The organism is Pseudomonas sp. NLJ1 (assembly GCF_049486705.1).
GTDB lineage: Bacteria > Pseudomonadota > Gammaproteobacteria > Pseudomonadales > Pseudomonadaceae > Aquipseudomonas > Aquipseudomonas inefficax.
In genome coordinates this window covers 2,907,727-2,926,115 of the sequence record NZ_CP137735.1, presented here as the reverse complement: position 1 = coordinate 2,926,115, position 18,389 = coordinate 2,907,727, and the positions used below count along the sequence as shown (strand labels likewise).

The window sequence follows — 18,389 nt, the reverse complement described above, 5'->3', positions numbered from 1 at the left end:
GCATCCACATAAACTGTTATGCAGATGCAAAAATCCCCTTTAACCCTGCTTACGGCGCGGCTTTGCCGGTTATTTTGCGACATTCACAAAGCCATAAGCGAATTGACCGCAAATTTTTTGTTTTTTTCTCCTAATCTGCCAATAGCCCATGTTTGACGGGCCGCAGCCCGACTGTTGCGACATACGGTCACAGGGTGACTTGTAGTTTTAACTTCGTTTCGCTTCAGAACTGGTTGAAGGCCCCTGGCTTCGTCTGCAAAATGCTTCGCCCGCCCGGGATTCGGCGGGTCGGCGCTCCACAGCCGCCCCAGCGCACCATCCGAAGTGTGCTGGCTTTTACAAAGACAAAAGGTCACCGCAGGAGAAATAGTCGTGCACATTGGTGTTCCTCTCGAGACGCAGACCGGTGAGACAAGGGTCGCTGCGACCCCGGAAACCATCAAGAAACTGATTGGCCAGGGCCATCAGGTCACCGTCCAACGGGGGGCAGGGCTCAACGCCAGCATTCCGGACAGTGCCTATGAGGCCGTGGGCGCTTCCCTGGGGAGTGCAGCCGATGCCTACGGTGCCCAATTGGTGCTTAAAGTGGTCGCCCCCAGCGACCAGGAACTGGCCCTGATCAACAGTGGCAGCCTCCTGGTGGGCATGCTCAACCCCTTTAACAGTGAGCTGATCGGCAAGATGGCCGAGCGCGGCATTACCGCATTCGCCCTGGAAGCCGCGCCGCGCACCTCGCGGGCGCAGAGCCTGGACGTGCTGTCGTCGCAGGCCAATATCGCCGGCTACAAGGCGGTGTTGCTGGCTGCTCATCACTACCCACGATTCATGCCCATGCTGATGACCGCCGCCGGCACCGTAAAAGCCGCGCGCGTGCTGATCCTGGGCGCGGGCGTTGCCGGCCTGCAGGCCATTGCCACGGCCAAGCGCCTGGGCGCGGTGATCGAGGCGTCCGACGTACGCCCGGCCGTGAAGGAGCAGATCGAATCGCTGGGTGCCAAGTTCATCGACGTACCCTACGAAACCGATGAAGAGCGCGAGTGCGCCGAAGGTGTCGGCGGTTACGCCCGGCCGATGCCGGCAAGCTGGATGCAGCGCCAGGCCCAGGCCGTGCACGAGCGCGCCAAGCAGGCGGATATCGTCATTACCACTGCTCTGATCCCGGGGCGCAAGGCACCGACCTTGCTCAGCGCCGAAACCGTAGCGCAGATGAAGCCTGGCTCGGTGGTCATCGACCTCGCAGCAGCCCAAGGCGGCAACTGTCCACTGACTGTCGCCGACCAGGTGGTACAGGAGAACGGCGTGATCATCGTCGGCCCGACCAACCTGCCGGCCCAGGTGGGCGCCGATGCCTCGGCGCTGTATGCACGCAACCTGCTGGACTTCATGAAGCTGCTGTTCGACAAGGACGGCGCGCTGGTCATCAACCTCGAAGACGATATCGTCGCGGCCTGCCTGATGTGCCGTGATGGTCAGGTCGTCCGTAAGAACGGCTAAGGAGCACGACAATGGAAGACATGCTGATATCCCATGGCATCTACAACCTGATCATCTTCGTGCTGGCCATTTATGTGGGCTACCACGTGGTGTGGAACGTTACCCCGGCGCTGCACACGCCGCTCATGGCCGTGACCAACGCCATCTCCGCGATCGTCATCGTCGGCGCCATGCTGGCCGCCGCCCTGACGGTGACACCGGCCGGCAAGCTCATGGGCACCCTCGCAGTGGCGCTGGCCGCGGTCAACGTGTTCGGTGGCTTCCTGGTCACCCGTCGCATGCTCGAGATGTTCAAGAAGAAAACCAAGAACGAGGCGCAGAAGTAAGCATGAGCATGAATCTGGTAACGCTCCTCTACCTCGTCGCCTCGGTGTGCTTCATCCAGGCGCTCAAGGGCCTGTCGCACCCGACTACCTCGCGGCGCGGCAACCTGTTCGGCATGATCGGCATGGGTATTGCCATCGTCACTACGGTCGGCCTCATTTACAAGCTTGGGGCCGAGCTTGCTACCGCCGGTATCGGCTACGTTCTCGTGGGCCTGCTGGTCGGCGGCACCGCCGGATCGATCATGGCCAAGCGGGTCGAGATGACCAAGATGCCGGAACTGGTCGCCTTCATGCACAGCATGATCGGCCTGGCTGCGGTGTTCATCGCCATAGCCGCGGTGCTGGAGCCGCAATCGATGGGCATCGTTGCCGCCATGAGCGACCCGATCCCCACCGGCAACCGCCTGGAACTGTTCCTCGGCGCAGCCATCGGTGCCATTACCTTCTCCGGCTCGGTCATCGCCTTCGGCAAGCTGTCGGGCAAGTACAAGTTCCGACTGTTCCAGGGCGCACCGGTACAGTTCGCCGGCCAGCACAAGCTGAACCTGATCCTCGGCCTTACCACTATCGCCCTGGGCCTGCTGTTCACCTTTACCGGCCACTACAGCGCCTTCACCCTGATGCTGGTTTTGGCCTTCATCATGGGCGTGCTGATCATTATTCCGATCGGGGGCGCCGACATGCCGGTGGTGGTGTCAATGCTCAACAGCTATTCGGGCTGGGCAGCAGCCGGTATCGGCTTCTCGCTGAACAACTCGATGCTGATCATCGCAGGCTCCCTGGTCGGATCGTCCGGTGCCATCCTTTCGTACATCATGTGCAAGGCGATGAACCGTTCGTTCTTCAACGTCATCCTCGGTGGCTTCGGTGGTGATACCGATGCTGGCGCGGCGCAGGGCTCCAAAGAACAGCGCCCGGTGAAGTCCGGCTCGGCCGACGATGCCACCTTCCTGCTCAGCAACGCCGACAGCGTGATCATCGTCCCAGGCTATGGCTTGGCGGTGGCTCGCGCCCAGCATGCGCTCAAGGAACTGACCGAGAAGCTGAGCCACAACGGCGTGACCGTGAAGTACGCGATCCACCCGGTGGCGGGCCGCATGCCCGGGCACATGAACGTGCTGCTGGCGGAGGCAGAAGTGCCATACGACCAGGTGTTCGAGATGGAAGACATCAACGCCGAGTTCGGCCAGGCCGATGTGGTGCTGGTACTGGGCGCCAACGACGTGGTCAACCCGGCGGCAAAGAACGATCCGAAGTCGCCGATCGCAGGCATGCCGATCCTCGAAGCGTTCAAGGCCAAGACCATCATCGTCAACAAACGCTCGATGGCCAGCGGCTATGCCGGCCTGGACAACGAACTGTTCTACCTCGACAAGACCATGATGGTGTTCGGCGACGCCAAGAAGGTCATCGAAGACATGGTGAAGGCGGTGGAGTGACAACGGCCGCTGCAAACCAGCAGATATGAAGGAAGCCCCGGTCAGAATCTGCCGGGGCTTTTCTTTTATTGATCCGGATCAACGGCGCTATTCCAAGGCTCCTCATACGACCATGGTCGTGGGACGGCAGGGGGCGAAGTCTCTAGACTGCGCTGCAGTAGTTTCAGTAGCCCGAGATAACAATCCATGTACCGTGATCGTATCCGCTTGTCCTCCCTGCACAGCAAGGTAATGAGTGCGGCTGATGCCGCTGGTCTGATCGAGGACGGCATGACCGTCGGCATGAGCGGTTTCACCCGCGCCGGCGAAGCCAAGGCCGTACCACATGCACTGGCCGAACGTGCCAAGCAGTCGCCACTGAAAATCAGCCTGATGACCGGCGCCAGCCTGGGCAACGACCTGGACAAGCAACTGACCGAGGCTGGCGTACTGGCTCGCCGCATGCCGTTCCAGGTCGACAGCACCCTGCGCAAGGCCATCAACGACGGCCAGGTGATGTTCATCGACCAGCACCTGTCGGAAACCGTCGAGCAGCTGCGCAACCAGCAGCTGAAGCTGCCGGACATCGCGGTCATCGAAGCCGTGGCCATCACCGAGCAGGGCCACATCGTGCCAACCACCTCGGTGGGCAACTCGGCCAGCTTCGCGATCTTCGCCAAGCAGGTAATTGTCGAGATCAACCTCTCGCACAACACCAACCTCGAAGGCCTGCACGACATCTATATCCCGACTTACCGCCCGACCCGCACGCCAATCCCGCTGGTCAAGGTCGACGACCGTATCGGCAGCACCGCCATCCCGATCGACCCGGCCAAGATCGTCGGCATCGTCATCAGCGACCAGCCAGATTCGCCGTCCACCGTATTGCCGCCGGATGACGAAACCCAGGGCATTGCCGACCACCTGATCAACTTCCTCAAGAAAGAAGTCGAAGCTGGCCGCATGACCAACAAGCTTGGCCCGCTGCAGGCCGGTATCGGCAGCATCGCCAACGCAGTGATGTGCGGCCTGATCGAGTCGCCGTTCGAAGACCTGACCATGTACTCCGAAGTACTGCAGGACTCCACCTTCGACCTGATCGATGCCGGCAAACTGAGCTTCGCCTCGGGCAGCTCGATCACCTTGTCGACGCGCCGCAACGCCGACGTGTTCGGCAACCTGGAACGTTACAAGGACAAGCTGGTACTGCGCCCGCAAGAAATTTCCAACCATCCGGAAGTGGTCCGTCGCCTGGGCATCATCGGTATCAACACCGCGCTGGAGTTCGATATCTACGGCAACGTCAACTCCACCCATGTCTGCGGCACCAGGATGATGAACGGCATCGGCGGCTCGGGTGACTTCGCCCGTAACGCACACCTGGCTGTGTTCGTCACCAAGTCGATTGCCAAGGGTGGCGCGATTTCCAGCGTGGTGCCGATGGTCAGCCATGTCGACCATACCGAGCACGACGTTGACATCCTGGTCACCGAGCAAGGCCTGGCCGACCTGCGTGGCCTGGCGCCACGTGAGCGCGCCCGGGCGATCATCGACAACTGTGTGCACCCGGACTATCGCGCAGCGCTGAATGACTACTTCGATCGCGCCTGCCAGCGTGGCGGCCATACCCCGCACATCCTGCGTGAAGCCCTGAGCTGGCACGAGAATCTGGAAGAAACCGGGCGCATGCTGGCTAGCTGATCCAGTTGTGGTACGGAACGGCGGCCCTGCTTCCGCTGTTCCGGTCTTTATCCTTGTGATCCTGGGGCCGCTTTGCGGCCCTTTCGCGACGCAAGGCCGCTCCTACAGGCCAGCATTACAGTGTTTTGTAAAAAACTGTACTACTGTACTGGTTGCTTTTAGCTCTTCCGCCCGAAAAATCTCTTCACCGAAGCCATAACGCACCAAACAAGTGCGGACCAGTACAGTTGCGCCTATTTCGAGTGCAACAGTAGGGTTACACAGTTAACTGGACCATCGTCTTTCAACCGAACTGTATCTACTGTTATGGACGACAGAGGAGGATCATTGGCATCAGTTAAATCACTACCTAATCCCGCCATAAGCGGAAGGATGAAGCATCATGGAACGTACCCTCAGTTCCGGTCTGGTTTTCGAAAGCAACGCCCAGCAGTCCAACACTTCGCTGCCGCTGCGCGCCCTGTCTACCCTGCTGCTGTGGCAGCGCCGTATGGCCAGCCGCCGTCAACTGGCTCGCCTGGACGCCCGCCTGCTGGCTGACGCTGGTATCAGCGAGTCGCAGCGTTACGAAGAGCTGAGCAAGCCTTTCTGGCGCTAAGCTCCGGCTTGCCGGCTTCGGCCGGCACCGCGAATTCCCAAAACCCGTTGCAGGTGACTGCGACGGGTTTTTTGTTTGCAGACGGCACGCCAGAGCCTTTCGCAGGTACACGTGTACAGTTTCTAAAATCTAAAAAACGGCCAGAACAGTTTATTAGCGCGCTGTTCATTAACATCCAGAAACACCGGCGCGTGATACGCTTGGCGTAACAGTCTGGTAGAACGCACTGTTGAAAAGTACCGCGACGAGCTGTGCGAGCGTCCGATAAAGCAGAACCACCCGACCCTAGTCCAGGAGTCCACGATCATGTCCCGTAAATACCTGATTGGCGCCGCCCTGTTGCTGAGCCTGGCCGGCACCGCAAACGCCACCAGCTTCGTTGTCACCACCGACGCCGTCGTTGGCGCGGTAGCCGCGTCCACCGATGCAACATCCGATATTTCCTCCTCGTTCCGTGACGACAAGATCGTCCAGGCCGCCCGTGACGACGCCGCCAGCTTCGTTGGCAGCCAGGGCGACATCCGTGGTGCCAAGCTGGAAAGTGCTTTCCTGCACATCCGCTCGCAGATGCCAGCCCTGCAGGCCAGCGACGCACAACTGGCCCAGGCCATCCTGGCGCTTTGACACTGGCTGAGCAGTTCGGCTGTGCTGGCCACCAGCACAGCCTTATCCACCTTTGCCACTCACGCTTACAGCTGTTGTAGAGCCCATGCGTTATCTGTTGCCGTTGCTGTTCTCCGTTGTTGGCATGGCCAGCGCCCATGCCATGGATACCACTACGCAAAGCCTGGTCATCACAGGCTATGTCACCAGCCAGGTCACCACCGCACCGTTCGACCGCAAACTGGTCCGCCAGGCCCAGGACGATGCCGCGGCCTTCGTCGCCAGCGACGGCCAGATCCGCGGTGCGCGGCTGGAGGCGGCGCTGGAATCATTACGCCACAATTACGCTCGGCATACCGTCGGCGATCTGGAACTGGCGCAGGCAATTCTCGTCCAATAACTACATCTGACTCCCTGTATTTTTTCGGAGATGCTCCATGCGTAAACCGCTGATTGCCGCTACCCTCGGCATGTTGCTGCTGGCCGACCTGGCCCAGGCACAGACCCTGGTGGCCACCAGCAATATCATCGTGCGGGCCTTTGGCCGTTCGATCGATTTCACCTCTGACACCACCACCTCGATCCGCGATTCCAAAGTGGTGCGCGAAGCCCATGACGACGCCGCCAGCTTTGTCGCCAGCAACGGTGACATCCGTGGCGCCCAGCTCGAGGCCGCCTTCAACACCCTGCGCGAGCGCGTGCCGCAAGCGCGCGACGCCAGCGACCAGGTACTGGCTGAAGCCATCCTCGCGCTGTGAACCGCGTGCGCGCCTGGCTGCTCGGCTGCGCCCTGACGCTGCTCGGCACGCCCGCCCTGGCCGACCTGCAGCTCGAGCTGCAGGCGTCCGGCCTTGACTCGCAGCAGGCCCAAGCCACTCAGGCTCTGCTCGACGAAGCCATGGGCAAGCTGCCCCCTGGCTTCAAGCAACAGCTGAATCGCCGCGTGCGGGTCAGCTGGAACGACAACATGCCGGCCGACGCCTATGGCCAGGCATCGCTGGTATCTACCCTCGAACTCAATCGCCGCCTGCTGCCCAGCCTCACCGATGGCAGTGCTGCCACCAAGCGCACCAACCGCCCACATGGCACGGTGCGAGAAGAACTGCTGGCCACCGTGCTGCACGAACTCACCCATATCTACGACCGTGCCCGGCTGTGGCCCAGCGCCGAGAACGCGCTGATCGCCCGCTGCAAGCGCCAGCAAGGTACGTTGGGCAAAGTCGGCCTGCCAGAAGCCTGCCGTGGCCAGGCCGAACGCCGCTTCACCCTCAGCGACGACCCGCGCCTGCTCGACCTGGCCGGCTGGCAGCAGTACGTGGGCCGACGCGGCGAGCGCGAGCAGCACAACGGCCAGTTCGTGCGCAGCCCCGACAGCTATGAACTGAGCAGCCCCAAGGAGTACATCGCGGTCAACATGGAGTACTTCCTCCTCGACCCGAGCTACGGCTGCCGCCGTCCGGCGCTGAACCAGTACCTGCGCGAACACTTCGGCTGGGCACCGCAGCAGGACAGCTGCGCCAAGGGCCTGCCGTTCATCAATGCCGGCAGCGACTTCGCCCGCCAGCCTCTGGGCGAAATCGACCCCGAGCGGGTCTATGAGGTGGACTACCTGCTGGCCGAAGCCAACCAGAACCTGGTCAGCCGCTGGGGCCACAGCATGCTGCGCCTGGTGATCTGCAAGCCGGGCCGCCCACGCGGGCCGGACTGCCGCCTGGACCTCGACCAGAGCCTGGTGCTGTCGTACCGAGCCTTTGTCAACGATGTGCAGCTTTCCAGCTGGGACGGCCTGGTCGGCGCCTATCCCTCGCGCCTGTTCGTGCTGCCGCTGGGCCAGGTGATCGACGAATACACCAAGACCGAATTGCGCAGCCTGGCCTCGGTGCCCTTGCGGCTCAACCGCGAGGAGATCGAGAACCTGGTGCGGCAGGCCGCCGAAATGCACTGGAGCTACGACGGCAACTACTGGTTCCTGTCCAACAACTGCGCAGTAGAGTCGTTGAAGCTGCTGCGCAGCGGCACCGCCAACCCACGCCTGAACGACCTCGACAGCATCATGCCCAATGGCCTGCTGGCCGTGCTCAAGGGCAGGGGCCTGGCCGACACCAGCGTGCTCGACGACCCCCGCGAGGCGCTGCGCCTGGGTTATCGCTTCGATTCTTACCGCGACCGTTACCAGGCCATGTTCGAGGTATTGAAGAAGCAGTTGCCAATCAAGCAGGCCAAGGTCGAAGACTGGCTGGCCCTGGATGCCGAACAACGGCGGGGCTGGTTCGCCCAGGCCGACCTGCGCACCAGCGCCGCCTTGCTGCTGCTTGAGCAGGCCAGCTTGCGCCGGCAACTGCTGCTGGCCCAGGACGAGGTCAAGCAGCGCTACCTGAACGCCGCTGCGCTGAACGATGGCAGCGTCAGCAAGGCCGATGCGACCCTCAGGCAGATGCTTGCCAACAGTGGCTTCCTCAGCCGCCCGGCAGAGTTGCTCGACAGCAAGGGCTACGGGCTGCCTCAGCCGCAGGAGCGCAAGCACCTGGAGCAGGTCAGCAGCGAGCGGCAAGCGCAGTTGCTGCGCTTGAGCACCAGCCTGGACAAAGAGGTGAGGGCACTGCTGGAGCCGTCGCGGGCCAGGGAGATTGCAGCGGTGGAAGCCAATGTGAAGCAGGTGGGCGAGCATCTGCGGGCATTGCACAAGGCTGCAGGAGGCCTGCAGTTGTAAGTACGGCTGTACCGGCCCTATCGCCGGCAAGCCAGCTCCCACAAGACCACCACAGGTCTGAAGGTGGTGGGACACCTGTGGGAGCTGGCTTGCCGGCGATAGGGCCAGCAGCACCAACACAATCTCTTACAGGTTCTCCTCCGCCTCCGAAGGCAGATTTTCATCCAGGTGAAGCCAAGGCAACCGGCTACCCACCCAGATATGCCGGCTGGCCCGCACCCGTTCCGGGTAGTCCAGCGTCGCTACCGTCACATCCACCGTCTCCGGGCTGTGCGTTGTCACCAGCGCCACATGCGCCCCGCAATGCCCACAGAAGTACCGGCTGCAGCTGGCCGGTGCCACATAGCAGTTCGGCTCGCCTGCCAGCCACCGGAACCCCGAGCGGGGCAGGGTGAGCCAGGTCACCACCAGCCCGCCGCTGACCCGCCGGCAGATCGAACAATGGCAATGGGCAATGTCCGTCAGGTCGCCCTCCAACCGATAACGCAAGGCGCCACAATGGCAGCCACCCTCGGTCACATCCTGCATCACCTACCTCTCGTCGCCTTTGCTTCGGCGAAAGCTGGCTGAAAGCTTGCCCTCATAGGATAGCCCCCACTACCGGCACAAGACCGGTCAGCCAGGGCACCCGGTAACCACCGCGCCCGGCCCAATCAACAACAACAATGGTGATTCTGATGTATTCCTGTGCCCGATTTTCCGTAGCCTCCCTCCGCATGCTCCACGCACAGCGCCAAACGCGCTGATCCGCCCGAATCGACGTTCCTTTCGCCGCGCCACGCCTGGAGTATTGCCATGCTGACCTTCCTCGGCTTTGCCATGGTCATCACCTTCATGTACCTGATCATGACCAAGCGCCTGTCGGCCTTGATCGCGCTGATCCTGGTACCGATCCTGTTCGCCCTGTTCGGCGGTTTTTCCGCCAAGATCGGCCCGATGATGCTCGAGGGCATCAGCAAGCTCGCACCTACCGGCGTGATGCTGATGTTCGCCATCCTCTACTTCGCCCTGATGATCGACTCCGGCCTGTTCGACCCGGCCGTGCGCAAGATCCTCAAGCTGGTCAAGGGTGACCCGCTGAAAGTCTCGGTCGGTACCGCAGTACTGGCCCTGGTGGTCTCGCTCGACGGTGACGGCGCCACCACCTACATGATCTGCTGCGCCGCCATGCTGCCGATGTACAGCCGCCTGGGCATGAGCCCGCGGATCATGGCCGGCCTGATCATTCTCGCCGGCGGGGTGATGAACATGACCCCCTGGGGTGGCCCGACCGCCCGCGCCGCCAGCGCACTGCACGTGGACCCGTCGGACATCTTCGTGCCGATGATCCCGGCCATGCTGTTCGGCGTGCTGGCGATCCTGGCCATCGCCTACATGTACGGAAAGCGCGAACGTGCCCGCCTGGGCGAACTGCACCTGCCCACCGACGACATCGACCACAGCGAAATCACCGTTTCGCAGTACCCGGACGCACGCCGGCCAAAGCTGCTGTACTTCAACGGTGCCCTGACCGCAGCCCTGATGGTCGCGCTGATCGCCGGCGTGCTGCCGTTGCCGGTGCTGTTCATGATCGCCTTCAGCATCGCCATGATCGTCAACTACCCGTGCCTGCAGCAGCAGAAAGACCGCATCGCCGCCCACGCAGGTAGCGTGCTGGCGGTCACCGGGCTGATCTTCGCCGCTGGCATCTTCACCGGCATCCTGTCGGGCACCGGCATGGTCGACGCCATGTCCAAGAGCCTGCTGTCGGTCATCCCCGAGGCGCTGGGCCCATACCTGGCGGTGATCACCGCGATCGTGAGCATGCCGTTCACCTTCTTCATGTCCAACGACGCCTTCTACTACGGCGTGCTGCCGGTGCTGGCCGAAGCTGCCAGCCACTACGGCATCAGCCCGGTGGAAATGGCCCGTGCGTCGATCGTCGGGCAGCCGGTACACCTGCTCAGCCCCCTGGTACCCTCCACCTACCTGCTGGTGGCCCTGGCCGGCATCGAGTTCGGCGATCATCAGCGCTTCACCTTGAAGTGGGCAGTGCTGGTGTGCCTGTGCATAATGCTCGCCGCGCTGCTGATGGGCATTTTTCCGCTGTTCAGTAGTCTTTAATAAACGCGTATTTCCCTAACGCAACGCGCCCTGATACGGGCGCGTCGCCTTTACCGTTCGAAGGAAAACAAATGGAATGGCTGACCAGCCCGGAAATCTGGGTTGCCTTTTTTACCCTTACCGCGCTTGAGATCGTCCTCGGTATCGACAACATCATCATGATCTCGATTCTGGTCAGCCGCATGCCCAAGCACATGCAGCCGCGCACCCGGATCTTCGGCCTGGCCCTGGCCATGGTCACCCGTATCATGCTGCTGCTCTCGATCACCTGGGTCATGCGCCTTACCGCCGACCTGTTCGTGGTCCTTGGCCAGGGCATCTCCGGGCGTGACCTGATCCTGTTCTTTGGTGGCCTTTTCCTGCTGTGGAAAAGCTCGCAAGAGATCTACCACGGCCTGGAAGGCGAGGACGAGAACGCGGAAGAACCCAAAGGCGCAGGTGGCAAGTTCTTCTATACCATCATCCAGATCGCCATCATCGACATCGTGTTCTCGCTGGACTCGGTGATCACTGCAGTGGGCATGGTGTCCCACGTACCGGTAATGATCGCCGCGATCATCGTCGCCGTGCTGGTGATGATGCTGTGCGCAGGCGCCATCAGTGACTTCATCGACAAGCACCCGTCGCTGAAGATGCTCGCACTTTCTTTCCTGATCGTGGTCGGTACCGTGCTGATCGCCGAAGCTTTCGACGTGCATGTGCCGAAAGGCTACGTCTACTTCGCCATGGCGTTCTCGCTGGCAGTGGAAGCCATCAACATTCGCATGCGCACTGCCTTGGCCCGCAAGAACGGCAAAGAGCATGACCCAGTGAAACTGCGCAAGGACATTCCGGGTCAATAAGATCAGGAAGTGCAGGATATAAAGGGCCCTTCGCAGGGCCCTTTTCATTTTTGGATGACTGGAATGCAGCTTTTCTGTGCCGACCTCTTCGCGGGTAAACCCGCTCCCACAGGCCGCACAGAAATCATTCATTTCCCGTGTGTTTCAAATAAATGGCAGCCATGCGAAGCTGGCGACAGCTGCGCAAAACAACTAAAGCTTTGAGTGAGCACTGAAAATTCTTCAAACGCTCACGCTTCGTCTCTTGGCCCTCTGGGCCAATGCATCAGGGGGCCGTCGCCATGCTGACCCTGCTCAACCTGCTCTCGGCCGTTACGCTTCTGGTCTGGGGCACCCACATCGTGCGTACCGGCATCCTTCGGGTATTCGGCTCGAGTCTGCGGCGCATCATCAGCCAGAACATGAGCAAACGCCCGCTGGCGTTCGTCGCCGGCATTCTGGTCACTGCCATGGTGCAAAGCAGCAATGCCACAGCCATGTTGGTCACCTCATTCGTCGGCCAGGGGCTGATGGCCATGACTCCGGCCTTGGCGATCATGCTCGGCGCCGATGTGGGTACCGCCCTGATGGCCCGGGTGCTGACCTTGGACCTGTCCTGGCTGTCGCCTCTGCTGATCTTCCTGGGTGTGATCTTCTTCCTCTCGCGCAAACAGACGCGGGCCGGCCAGCTGGGCAGGGTAGGCATCGGGCTTGGCCTGATCATCCTGGCGTTGGAGCTGATCGTGCAAGCAGCTACGCCGATTACCCACGCCCAGGGCGTGAAGGTGCTGTTCGCTTCGCTGACCGGCGACATCATGCTCGACGCCCTGGTCGGCGCACTGTTCGCCATGATTTCCTATTCCAGCCTGGCCGCCGTGCTGCTCACCGCGACGTTGGCCGGTGCCGAAGTGATCAGCCTGCCGGTGGCCATCGGCCTGGTGGTTGGCGCCAACATCGGCAGCGGGCTGCTGGCCTTCATCAGCACCAGCATGCAAAACGCCGCCGGGCGCCGCGTGGCACTGGGCAGCTTGCTGTACAAGCTGATCGGCCTGCTGCTGATCATCCCCGTGCTGCACCCGCTGGTGGGCTGGATGGACTCACTGAGCTTCAGCGCACAGGAGCTGGTCATCGGCTTCCATCTGCTCTACAACACGCTGCGTTGCCTGATCATGCTGCCCACGGTCAAACCCATGGGCCGGCTGTGCAACAGCCTGCTGCCCGAACGGGAAAACGGCAACGGCCAGATCCGCCCGCGCCATCTCGACACCTCGGCGCTGGAAACCCCCAGCCTGGCCTTGGCCAACGCCTCCCGCGAAACCCTGCGCCTTGGAGATATCGTCGACAGCCTGCTCGAAGCCATGCTCGCGGCCCTGCGCGGCACCCAGGCCGCCCTGCCGCAACAGGTGCGCGCCTTGGGCGAGGATGCCGAAGCCCTGTATAGCGCGATCAAGCTTTACCTGGCGCAGATGACGCGTGAAGACCTTAGCGAGCTGGACAACCGCCGCTGGGCAGAAATTATCGAACTGGCGATCAACCTCAAGCTGGCCTGCGACCTGATCGAGCGCATGCTGCGCAAGGTGCAGCAGCAGAAAACCAGCCAGCGCCGGGAGTTTTCCCAGGTGGGCCTGGAAGAGCTGACCGGCTTGCAGGAACAGCTGCTGGCCAACCTGCGCCTGGGCTTGTCGGTGTTCCTCAGTGCCGACCCGGAAAGCGCCCGCCTGCTGCTGCGGGAAAAACGCCGTTTTCGCGCCCAGGAACGGCGCCTTGCCCACGCCCATGTCAGCCGCCTGCAGCGCAAGGTAGTGCAAAGTATCGAGACCAGTTCGCTACACTTGGAGCTGATCGCCGACATGAAACGGTTGAACTCTTTGTTCTGTAGCAGTGCCTATGTGGTACTGGGCGGCTCGGACACGGGCGGGCTGATGCTCGACAGCGTGCCGGACGAAGCCCGTTTGCCGTGATTTCGCCTACCTGAGGACCCAAGCTCGCCCATGCGTTGCCTGATGTTCGTTTGCCTGCTGATCTGCAGCCTGCCCTCGTTCGCCCTCGACCGCTCGCGGGTTGAAGGCTACCTGTTGCCCAATGGCCTTCAGGTCATCCTGAAAAACGGCTATGAACGTGACCATGTGGCGATTCGCCTGGTGGTCGGCGTCGGCCTGGATGACTTCAATTGCGAGCAGAAAGAGCTGCCGCACCTGCTCGAACACCTGCTGTTCAGCGGCATCGACGCAACCGGCGAGGGGGGCCTGGAAGAGCGCCTGCAATCGTTGGGCGGCGAGTGGAACGCCTATACCAGCAGCGCCGACACCACCTTCGTCATCGAAGCCCCGGCGCGCAACCAGCGCAAGGTTCTCGACCTGCTGCTGGCAGTGATCCATGACACCCGCATCGATGCCAAGGCCCTGGCCACTGCCAAGCGCATCATCGAGCGTGAGGATGGCGGCCACTATGGCCATCTGCAGCGCTGGCTCGACCGCCAGGACATCGGCCACCCCGCCAGTGACCAGTTGGCCACCGAACTGGGCCTGAAATGCCCGGAGCGCTCCAACCTCGACGACATGACCCTGGAGCAGGTGAACACCTTGCGTGACCGCTGGTACGCGGCCAACAACATGACCCTGATCGTGGTCGGCGGACTCGACCGCCTGCTGCCGGCCTATCTGGAACGCACCTTTGGCGAACTGCCCGCCACCGAGCCGGAGGAACGCCGCACCCTGGAAAGCATCGGCCAGCAAGCTGAACAGCGCCGCGACCTGACCCGCGGCTGGTTAGGTGACAGCGTCAAGCTGCACTGGTTGTTCGTCGAGCCAGTGCTGGACAACGACCACCAGGCCACCCTCGACCTGCTGTCGCACTACCTGGACTGGGCGCTATACGACCAACTGCGCCTGCGCAACGGGTTGTCCTACGGCCCCTCGGCAAAACGCGAGAGCTTTGGCGACACCGGTCTGCTGAGCCTCAATGCCGACCTGGAGCGCGAGGACATCGACCAGGCGGTCGAGGTGATGCAGAAGTTGTTCGACCACCTGCGCAAGGAAGGACTCGACCCGGACATCTTCGAGCGCATCAAGTACGCCAGCGTCGCCAAGGAAAGCTGGAGCACCCAGGGCAACAGTGCCTTGGCCGACTACTACTGGGGCGCGTTGAACGACTATAGCGACGGGCGCTTCGCCAACCCGGTGCGCAAGTTGCGCCAGGTAAGCCTGGCGCAGGCCAACGAGGCGCTCAAGGAACTGCTCAAGGAAGATGGCTATGTGCGGATCGAGAAGCCGTTCCTTGGCTATGATGAGCTCTACGGGCTGGTTGCCTTGCTGTTGGGGCTGATCCTGGCGGCGGGGCTGTTGCGCTGGCGGCGGCATGGTCCGGAAAAGCCGGGCGGTGCTACACGCTAGCGGTGAATCGGCGGTATCCTTTTGCCAGTACCGGCCCCTTCGCGGGTAAACCCGCTCCCACAGGGTTAGTGCAATTCCTGAAAGCTGCACTAACCCTGTGGGAGCGGGTTTACCCGCGAAGAGGCCGGCACAGCCACCCATCCTTTCTGTTGTAGCTCCCAATGCCCCAAATCCCCCACATCGTCCAGCGCATCATCGAACTGCTCAAACGCTACCCCGGCATCATCGCGCTCGGCGGTTTCCTATCCGGCATCGGCAGCTTCATCCTGGTCGACCGCCAGGCTGGCCTGGCCAGCTGGATAGCCGTGCTCATGCTGGTCAGCTGGCTCTGGCTGATGCTGGAAAACACCCTCACCGGCCTGTTCGCGCGCACCTTCAACCGCGAAATACCACAGCCATTGCTGCGCTACGCGACGCAGATGATCCACCAGGAATCATTGTTCTTCGTACTGCCGTTTTTCTTCATCACCACCACCTGGAACAGCGGCCAGCTGGTGTTCACCGGCCTGCTCGGTGCCGCCGGGCTGATTTCGATCATCGACCCGCTGTACTACAAATGGCTGGCACCGAGGCGCTGGCTGTTCCTGGCGCTGCATACCCTGACCCTGTTCGCCGCCCTGCTGACTGCACTGCCAATCATCCTGCACCTGACCACTGCGCAAAGCTTCAAGCTGGCCCTTATCGCAGCCATGGCCCTGTCGTTCCCCAGCCTTGTCAGCAGTTTCCCGATCAACAACTGGCGCCGCGCCGTGGCCCTGGTGGTGGTCACCCTGTCGGTCGGCGGCGGGGGCTGGCTGCTGCGCTCCTGGGTGCCACCAGCGACCTTGTGGATGACCGAAGTGGCGGTCAGCACCGAAGTACTGAACCGCCAGCCGGGCGACTCGCTGGACGAGATTGCCGCCAGCCGCATCCGTAGCAGCGGCCTGTACGCCTACACCGCGATCAACGCACCACGCGGCCTGAATGAGCGGATCTATCACGTGTGGCAAAAGGACGGCCAGGAAGTCGACCGTATTGCCCTGGACATCCACGGCGGGCGCAAGGAAGGCTACCGGGCCTGGACCCACAAGCAGAACTTCCCGCCGAACCCGGTGGGCAAGTGGCAGGTGAGGGTGCTGACCGAGGATGGCCAGGTCATCGGCGTGCTGCGCTTCAAGGTGGTCGACGAAGCGCCCGCGGGGTGAGTGAAAGGGGGCCGCTTTGCGGCCCCCAAGGTCCGTGAAGACAGCACATAATCACCAAACAGCCCATGCCCGCTGCGCTATGATCAGCCCCTAAGCCTTAGCGCCGAGTCAGTAGCATGGAGCCGATGACCACCCCCAGCGCCACCCTGGACACCAGTAGCCAACCGGCCTGCCTGCGCATTACCGGTGACTGGACCTTGGCGCATTACACCAGCCTCAAGCGTGAGAGCGAGCGCCTGCGCGCGCAATACGCTGCCGATACCGTCGCCGACCTCAGCCAACTGGGCCGCCTGGATACCGCCGGCGCCTCGCTGCTGGCCGAACTGCTCGGCTCCGAGCGCCTGTCTCGCTGCACCCACGAACTGCCCGAAGCCAGCCGCGCGCTACTAAAGAACGTCTACTGCTCTGTGCAGGACTACTGCATCCCGGTCAAGGAACCCGAGCGCAACGTGCTGCTGTTGCTGCTGGAACGCATCGGCTGCGCCGTCGGTACCCTGTGGCAAGACACCATGCAGGTACTCGGCTTCGTTGGCCTGATCCTCGAAACCCTGCTGCGCCGGGCCCTGCAACCCCATCGCTGGCGCTTCACCCCGGTCGTGGCGCACATCGAACAGACCGGCCTGGACGCCGCGCCAATCGTCGCCCTGCTGACCTTTCTGGTGGGCGCAGTGGTGGCCTTCCTCGGCGCCACGGTACTGGCCGATTTCGGCGCGACCATCTTCACCGTCGACCTGGTGGCATTCTCGTTCCTGCGCGAGTTCGCCGTGCTGCTGACCGCCATTCTCATGGCCGGCCGCACTGCCAGCGCGTTCACCGCGCAGATCGGCTCGATGAAAGCCAACGAGGAAATCGACGCCATACGCACCCTGGGCCTGAACCCCATGGAGCTGCTGGTGGTGCCGCGAGTACTGGCGCTGTTGATTTCGCTACCCTTGCTGACCTTCATCGCGATGATCTGCGGCATCGTTGGCGGCGCGGTGGTATGCGCGCTGACACTGGACATCTCGCCAGCCATGTTCCTGTCGCTGCTGCAAAGCGACATCGGCGTGCAGCATTTCCTGGTCGGCCTGGCCAAGGCACCGTTCTTCGCCTTCCTGATCGCCGCCATTGGCTGCCTGGAGGGCTTCAAGGTCAGCGGCAGCGCCGAATCGGTGGGCGCGCACACCACCTCGGCGGTGGTGCAGTCGATATTCGTGGTCATCGTGCTGGATGCGGTGGCTGCACTGTTCTTCATGGAGATGGGCTGGTGAATGGCCAGGAACGCGTGATCGAGGCCCGCGGCATCTGCAACCGCTTCGGCCGCCAGAGCGTGCACGAAAACCTCGACCTCGACCTGTATCGCGGCGAGATCCTCGCCGTGGTCGGTGGCTCGGGCAGCGGCAAGTCGGTGCTGCTGCGCAGCATCATTGGCCTGCGGCGGCCCGACGAAGGGCAGATCAAGGTGTTCGGCCAGGACTTGGCCGGCCTGCGCGAAGAGCAGCGTTCGCTGGTCGAACGGCGCTTCGGCGTACTGTTCCAGAAAGGCGCGCTGTTCTCTTCGCTTACCGTCACCGAAAACGTGGCATTGCCGCTGATCGAGCACGCCGGTCTGTCCCGTGCCGATGCCGAGCACCTGGCCGGAGTGAAGCTGGCCCTGGCCGGGCTGCCGATCTCGGCCGCCGACAAGTACCCGGCTTCGCTGTCTGGGGGCATGATCAAGCGCGCCGCGCTGGCCCGTGCCCTGGCGCTGGACCCGGACATCCTGTTCCTCGACGAACCCACCGCCGGCCTGGACCCGATCGGCGCCGCCGCCTTCGACCAGTTGATCCTGACCCTGCGTGACGCCTTGGGCCTGTCGGTGTTCCTCATCACCCACGACCTCGACACGCTGTACACCATTACCGACCGCATCGCCGTGCTGTCGCAGAAGAAGGTCCTGGTGGCCGGTCCGCTGGCAGAGGTCGAGCAGACCAACGACGCCTGGATTCAAGAATACTTTCATGGCCCACGCGGGCGCGCAGCCGAGCAGGCCGCCACCCGTGCCGGGCAGGAGCGCTGAG

General features: G+C 62.5%; 17 protein-coding genes. 16 read left to right on the top strand and 1 reads right to left on the bottom strand.

Going from position 1 to position 18,389, the window contains the following annotated elements; translation table 11 throughout:
• The first annotated feature begins 372 nt into the window (after positions 1-372).
• The 9 genes from R9B85_RS13180 to R9B85_RS13140 all read left to right on the top strand — a co-directional run bounded on the left by R9B85_RS13180 (position 373) and on the right by R9B85_RS13140 (position 8,850).
• Positions 373-1,494, top strand: coding sequence for a Re/Si-specific NAD(P)(+) transhydrogenase subunit alpha (locus tag R9B85_RS13180; protein WP_112251754.1), 1,122 nt, complete (start codon positions 373-375; stop codon positions 1,492-1,494).
• A gap of 11 nt (positions 1,495-1,505) precedes the next feature.
• Complete coding sequence (locus R9B85_RS13175) at positions 1,506-1,820, top strand: NAD(P) transhydrogenase subunit alpha (RefSeq protein ID WP_003256966.1); 315 nt, start codon at positions 1,506-1,508, stop codon at positions 1,818-1,820.
• Positions 1,821-1,822: 2 nt separating this feature from the next.
• On the top strand, positions 1,823-3,259 hold the full coding sequence (locus R9B85_RS13170; protein ID WP_015268505.1) for an NAD(P)(+) transhydrogenase (Re/Si-specific) subunit beta: 1,437 nt from the start codon (positions 1,823-1,825) through the stop codon (positions 3,257-3,259).
• 186 nt (positions 3,260-3,445) lie between these two features.
• The gene (locus R9B85_RS13165; RefSeq protein ID WP_112251753.1) at positions 3,446-4,939 is read left to right on the top strand and encodes an acetyl-CoA hydrolase/transferase family protein; all 1,494 of its coding nucleotides are present in this window, start codon (positions 3,446-3,448) and stop codon (positions 4,937-4,939) included.
• A 382-nt stretch (positions 4,940-5,321) separates the two neighbouring features.
• Positions 5,322-5,537: a DUF1127 domain-containing protein gene (locus R9B85_RS13160; RefSeq protein ID WP_112251752.1), complete on the top strand. Its 216-nt coding sequence runs from the start codon at positions 5,322-5,324 to the stop codon at positions 5,535-5,537.
• A gap of 306 nt (positions 5,538-5,843) precedes the next feature.
• The gene (locus R9B85_RS13155) at positions 5,844-6,161 is read left to right on the top strand and encodes a DUF2388 domain-containing protein (protein ID WP_112251751.1); all 318 of its coding nucleotides are present in this window, start codon (positions 5,844-5,846) and stop codon (positions 6,159-6,161) included.
• An 85-nt stretch (positions 6,162-6,246) separates the two neighbouring features.
• Positions 6,247-6,540, top strand: a complete 294-nt coding sequence (locus R9B85_RS13150) for a DUF2388 domain-containing protein (protein WP_112251750.1) — start codon at positions 6,247-6,249, stop codon at positions 6,538-6,540.
• A 37-nt stretch (positions 6,541-6,577) separates the two neighbouring features.
• Positions 6,578-6,898, top strand: a complete 321-nt coding sequence (locus tag R9B85_RS13145; protein ID WP_003256970.1) for a DUF2388 domain-containing protein — start codon at positions 6,578-6,580, stop codon at positions 6,896-6,898.
• Complete coding sequence (locus tag R9B85_RS13140; protein ID WP_423770281.1) at positions 6,895-8,850, top strand: DUF4105 domain-containing protein; 1,956 nt, start codon at positions 6,895-6,897, stop codon at positions 8,848-8,850. Before R9B85_RS13145 ends, R9B85_RS13140 begins: the two co-directional genes overlap by 4 nt.
• A gap of 126 nt (positions 8,851-8,976) precedes the next feature.
• Here the strand turns inward: R9B85_RS13140 and R9B85_RS13135 are convergent, their stop codons facing one another.
• Positions 8,977-9,378 (bottom strand): GFA family protein, encoded by a 402-nt coding sequence (locus R9B85_RS13135; RefSeq protein WP_112251748.1) that lies wholly within the window; start codon positions 9,376-9,378, stop codon positions 8,977-8,979.
• 267 nt (positions 9,379-9,645) lie between these two features.
• Between R9B85_RS13135 and R9B85_RS13130 the strand changes: the two genes are divergently transcribed.
• The 7 genes from R9B85_RS13130 to R9B85_RS13100 all read left to right on the top strand — a co-directional run bounded on the left by R9B85_RS13130 (position 9,646) and on the right by R9B85_RS13100 (position 18,388).
• Entirely contained in the window at positions 9,646-10,953 is a 1,308-nt protein-coding gene (locus R9B85_RS13130; RefSeq protein ID WP_015268498.1) for a CitMHS family transporter, read from the top strand.
• A 71-nt stretch (positions 10,954-11,024) separates the two neighbouring features.
• A complete protein-coding gene (locus tag R9B85_RS13125; protein WP_112251747.1) occupies positions 11,025-11,795 on the top strand; it encodes a TerC family protein in 771 nt (256 codons plus the stop codon).
• A 281-nt stretch (positions 11,796-12,076) separates the two neighbouring features.
• Entirely contained in the window at positions 12,077-13,735 is a 1,659-nt protein-coding gene (locus tag R9B85_RS13120; protein WP_423770280.1) for a Na/Pi cotransporter family protein, read from the top strand.
• A 30-nt stretch (positions 13,736-13,765) separates the two neighbouring features.
• A complete protein-coding gene (locus R9B85_RS13115; RefSeq protein ID WP_112251745.1) occupies positions 13,766-15,166 on the top strand; it encodes a M16 family metallopeptidase in 1,401 nt (466 codons plus the stop codon).
• A gap of 161 nt (positions 15,167-15,327) precedes the next feature.
• Positions 15,328-16,350, top strand: a complete 1,023-nt coding sequence (locus R9B85_RS13110) for a DUF5924 family protein (protein WP_112251744.1) — start codon at positions 15,328-15,330, stop codon at positions 16,348-16,350.
• A gap of 116 nt (positions 16,351-16,466) precedes the next feature.
• A complete protein-coding gene (locus R9B85_RS13105) occupies positions 16,467-17,600 on the top strand; it encodes an ABC transporter permease (RefSeq protein WP_112251743.1) in 1,134 nt (377 codons plus the stop codon).
• On the top strand, positions 17,597-18,388 hold the full coding sequence (locus R9B85_RS13100; protein ID WP_112251742.1) for an ABC transporter ATP-binding protein: 792 nt from the start codon (positions 17,597-17,599) through the stop codon (positions 18,386-18,388). The genes R9B85_RS13105 and R9B85_RS13100 overlap by 4 nt, the downstream gene beginning before the upstream one ends.
• Position 18,389 lies beyond the last annotated feature (1 nt).

Bases quoted from the DNA above. Each gene is read 5' to 3' on its own strand.
- R9B85_RS13175 (WP_003256966.1), top strand. From the start codon at position 1,506: ATGGAAGACATGCTGATATCCCATGGCATCTACAACCTGATCATCTTC.
- R9B85_RS13170 (WP_015268505.1), top strand. From the start codon at position 1,823: ATGAGCATGAATCTGGTAACGCTCCTCTACCTCGTCGCCTCGGTGTGC.
- R9B85_RS13165 (WP_112251753.1), top strand. From the start codon at position 3,446: ATGTACCGTGATCGTATCCGCTTGTCCTCCCTGCACAGCAAGGTAATG.
- R9B85_RS13160 (WP_112251752.1), top strand. From the start codon at position 5,322: ATGGAACGTACCCTCAGTTCCGGTCTGGTTTTCGAAAGCAACGCCCAG.
- R9B85_RS13155 (WP_112251751.1), top strand. From the start codon at position 5,844: ATGTCCCGTAAATACCTGATTGGCGCCGCCCTGTTGCTGAGCCTGGCC.
- R9B85_RS13150 (WP_112251750.1), top strand. From the start codon at position 6,247: ATGCGTTATCTGTTGCCGTTGCTGTTCTCCGTTGTTGGCATGGCCAGC.
- R9B85_RS13145 (WP_003256970.1), top strand. From the start codon at position 6,578: ATGCGTAAACCGCTGATTGCCGCTACCCTCGGCATGTTGCTGCTGGCC.
- R9B85_RS13135 (WP_112251748.1), bottom strand. From the start codon at position 9,378: ATGCAGGATGTGACCGAGGGTGGCTGCCATTGTGGCGCCTTGCGTTAT.
- R9B85_RS13130 (WP_015268498.1), top strand. From the start codon at position 9,646: ATGCTGACCTTCCTCGGCTTTGCCATGGTCATCACCTTCATGTACCTG.
- R9B85_RS13125 (WP_112251747.1), top strand. From the start codon at position 11,025: ATGGAATGGCTGACCAGCCCGGAAATCTGGGTTGCCTTTTTTACCCTT.
- R9B85_RS13120 (WP_423770280.1), top strand. From the start codon at position 12,077: ATGCTGACCCTGCTCAACCTGCTCTCGGCCGTTACGCTTCTGGTCTGG.
- R9B85_RS13115 (WP_112251745.1), top strand. From the start codon at position 13,766: ATGCGTTGCCTGATGTTCGTTTGCCTGCTGATCTGCAGCCTGCCCTCG.
- R9B85_RS13110 (WP_112251744.1), top strand. From the start codon at position 15,328: ATGCCCCAAATCCCCCACATCGTCCAGCGCATCATCGAACTGCTCAAA.
- R9B85_RS13105 (WP_112251743.1), top strand. From the start codon at position 16,467: ATGGAGCCGATGACCACCCCCAGCGCCACCCTGGACACCAGTAGCCAA.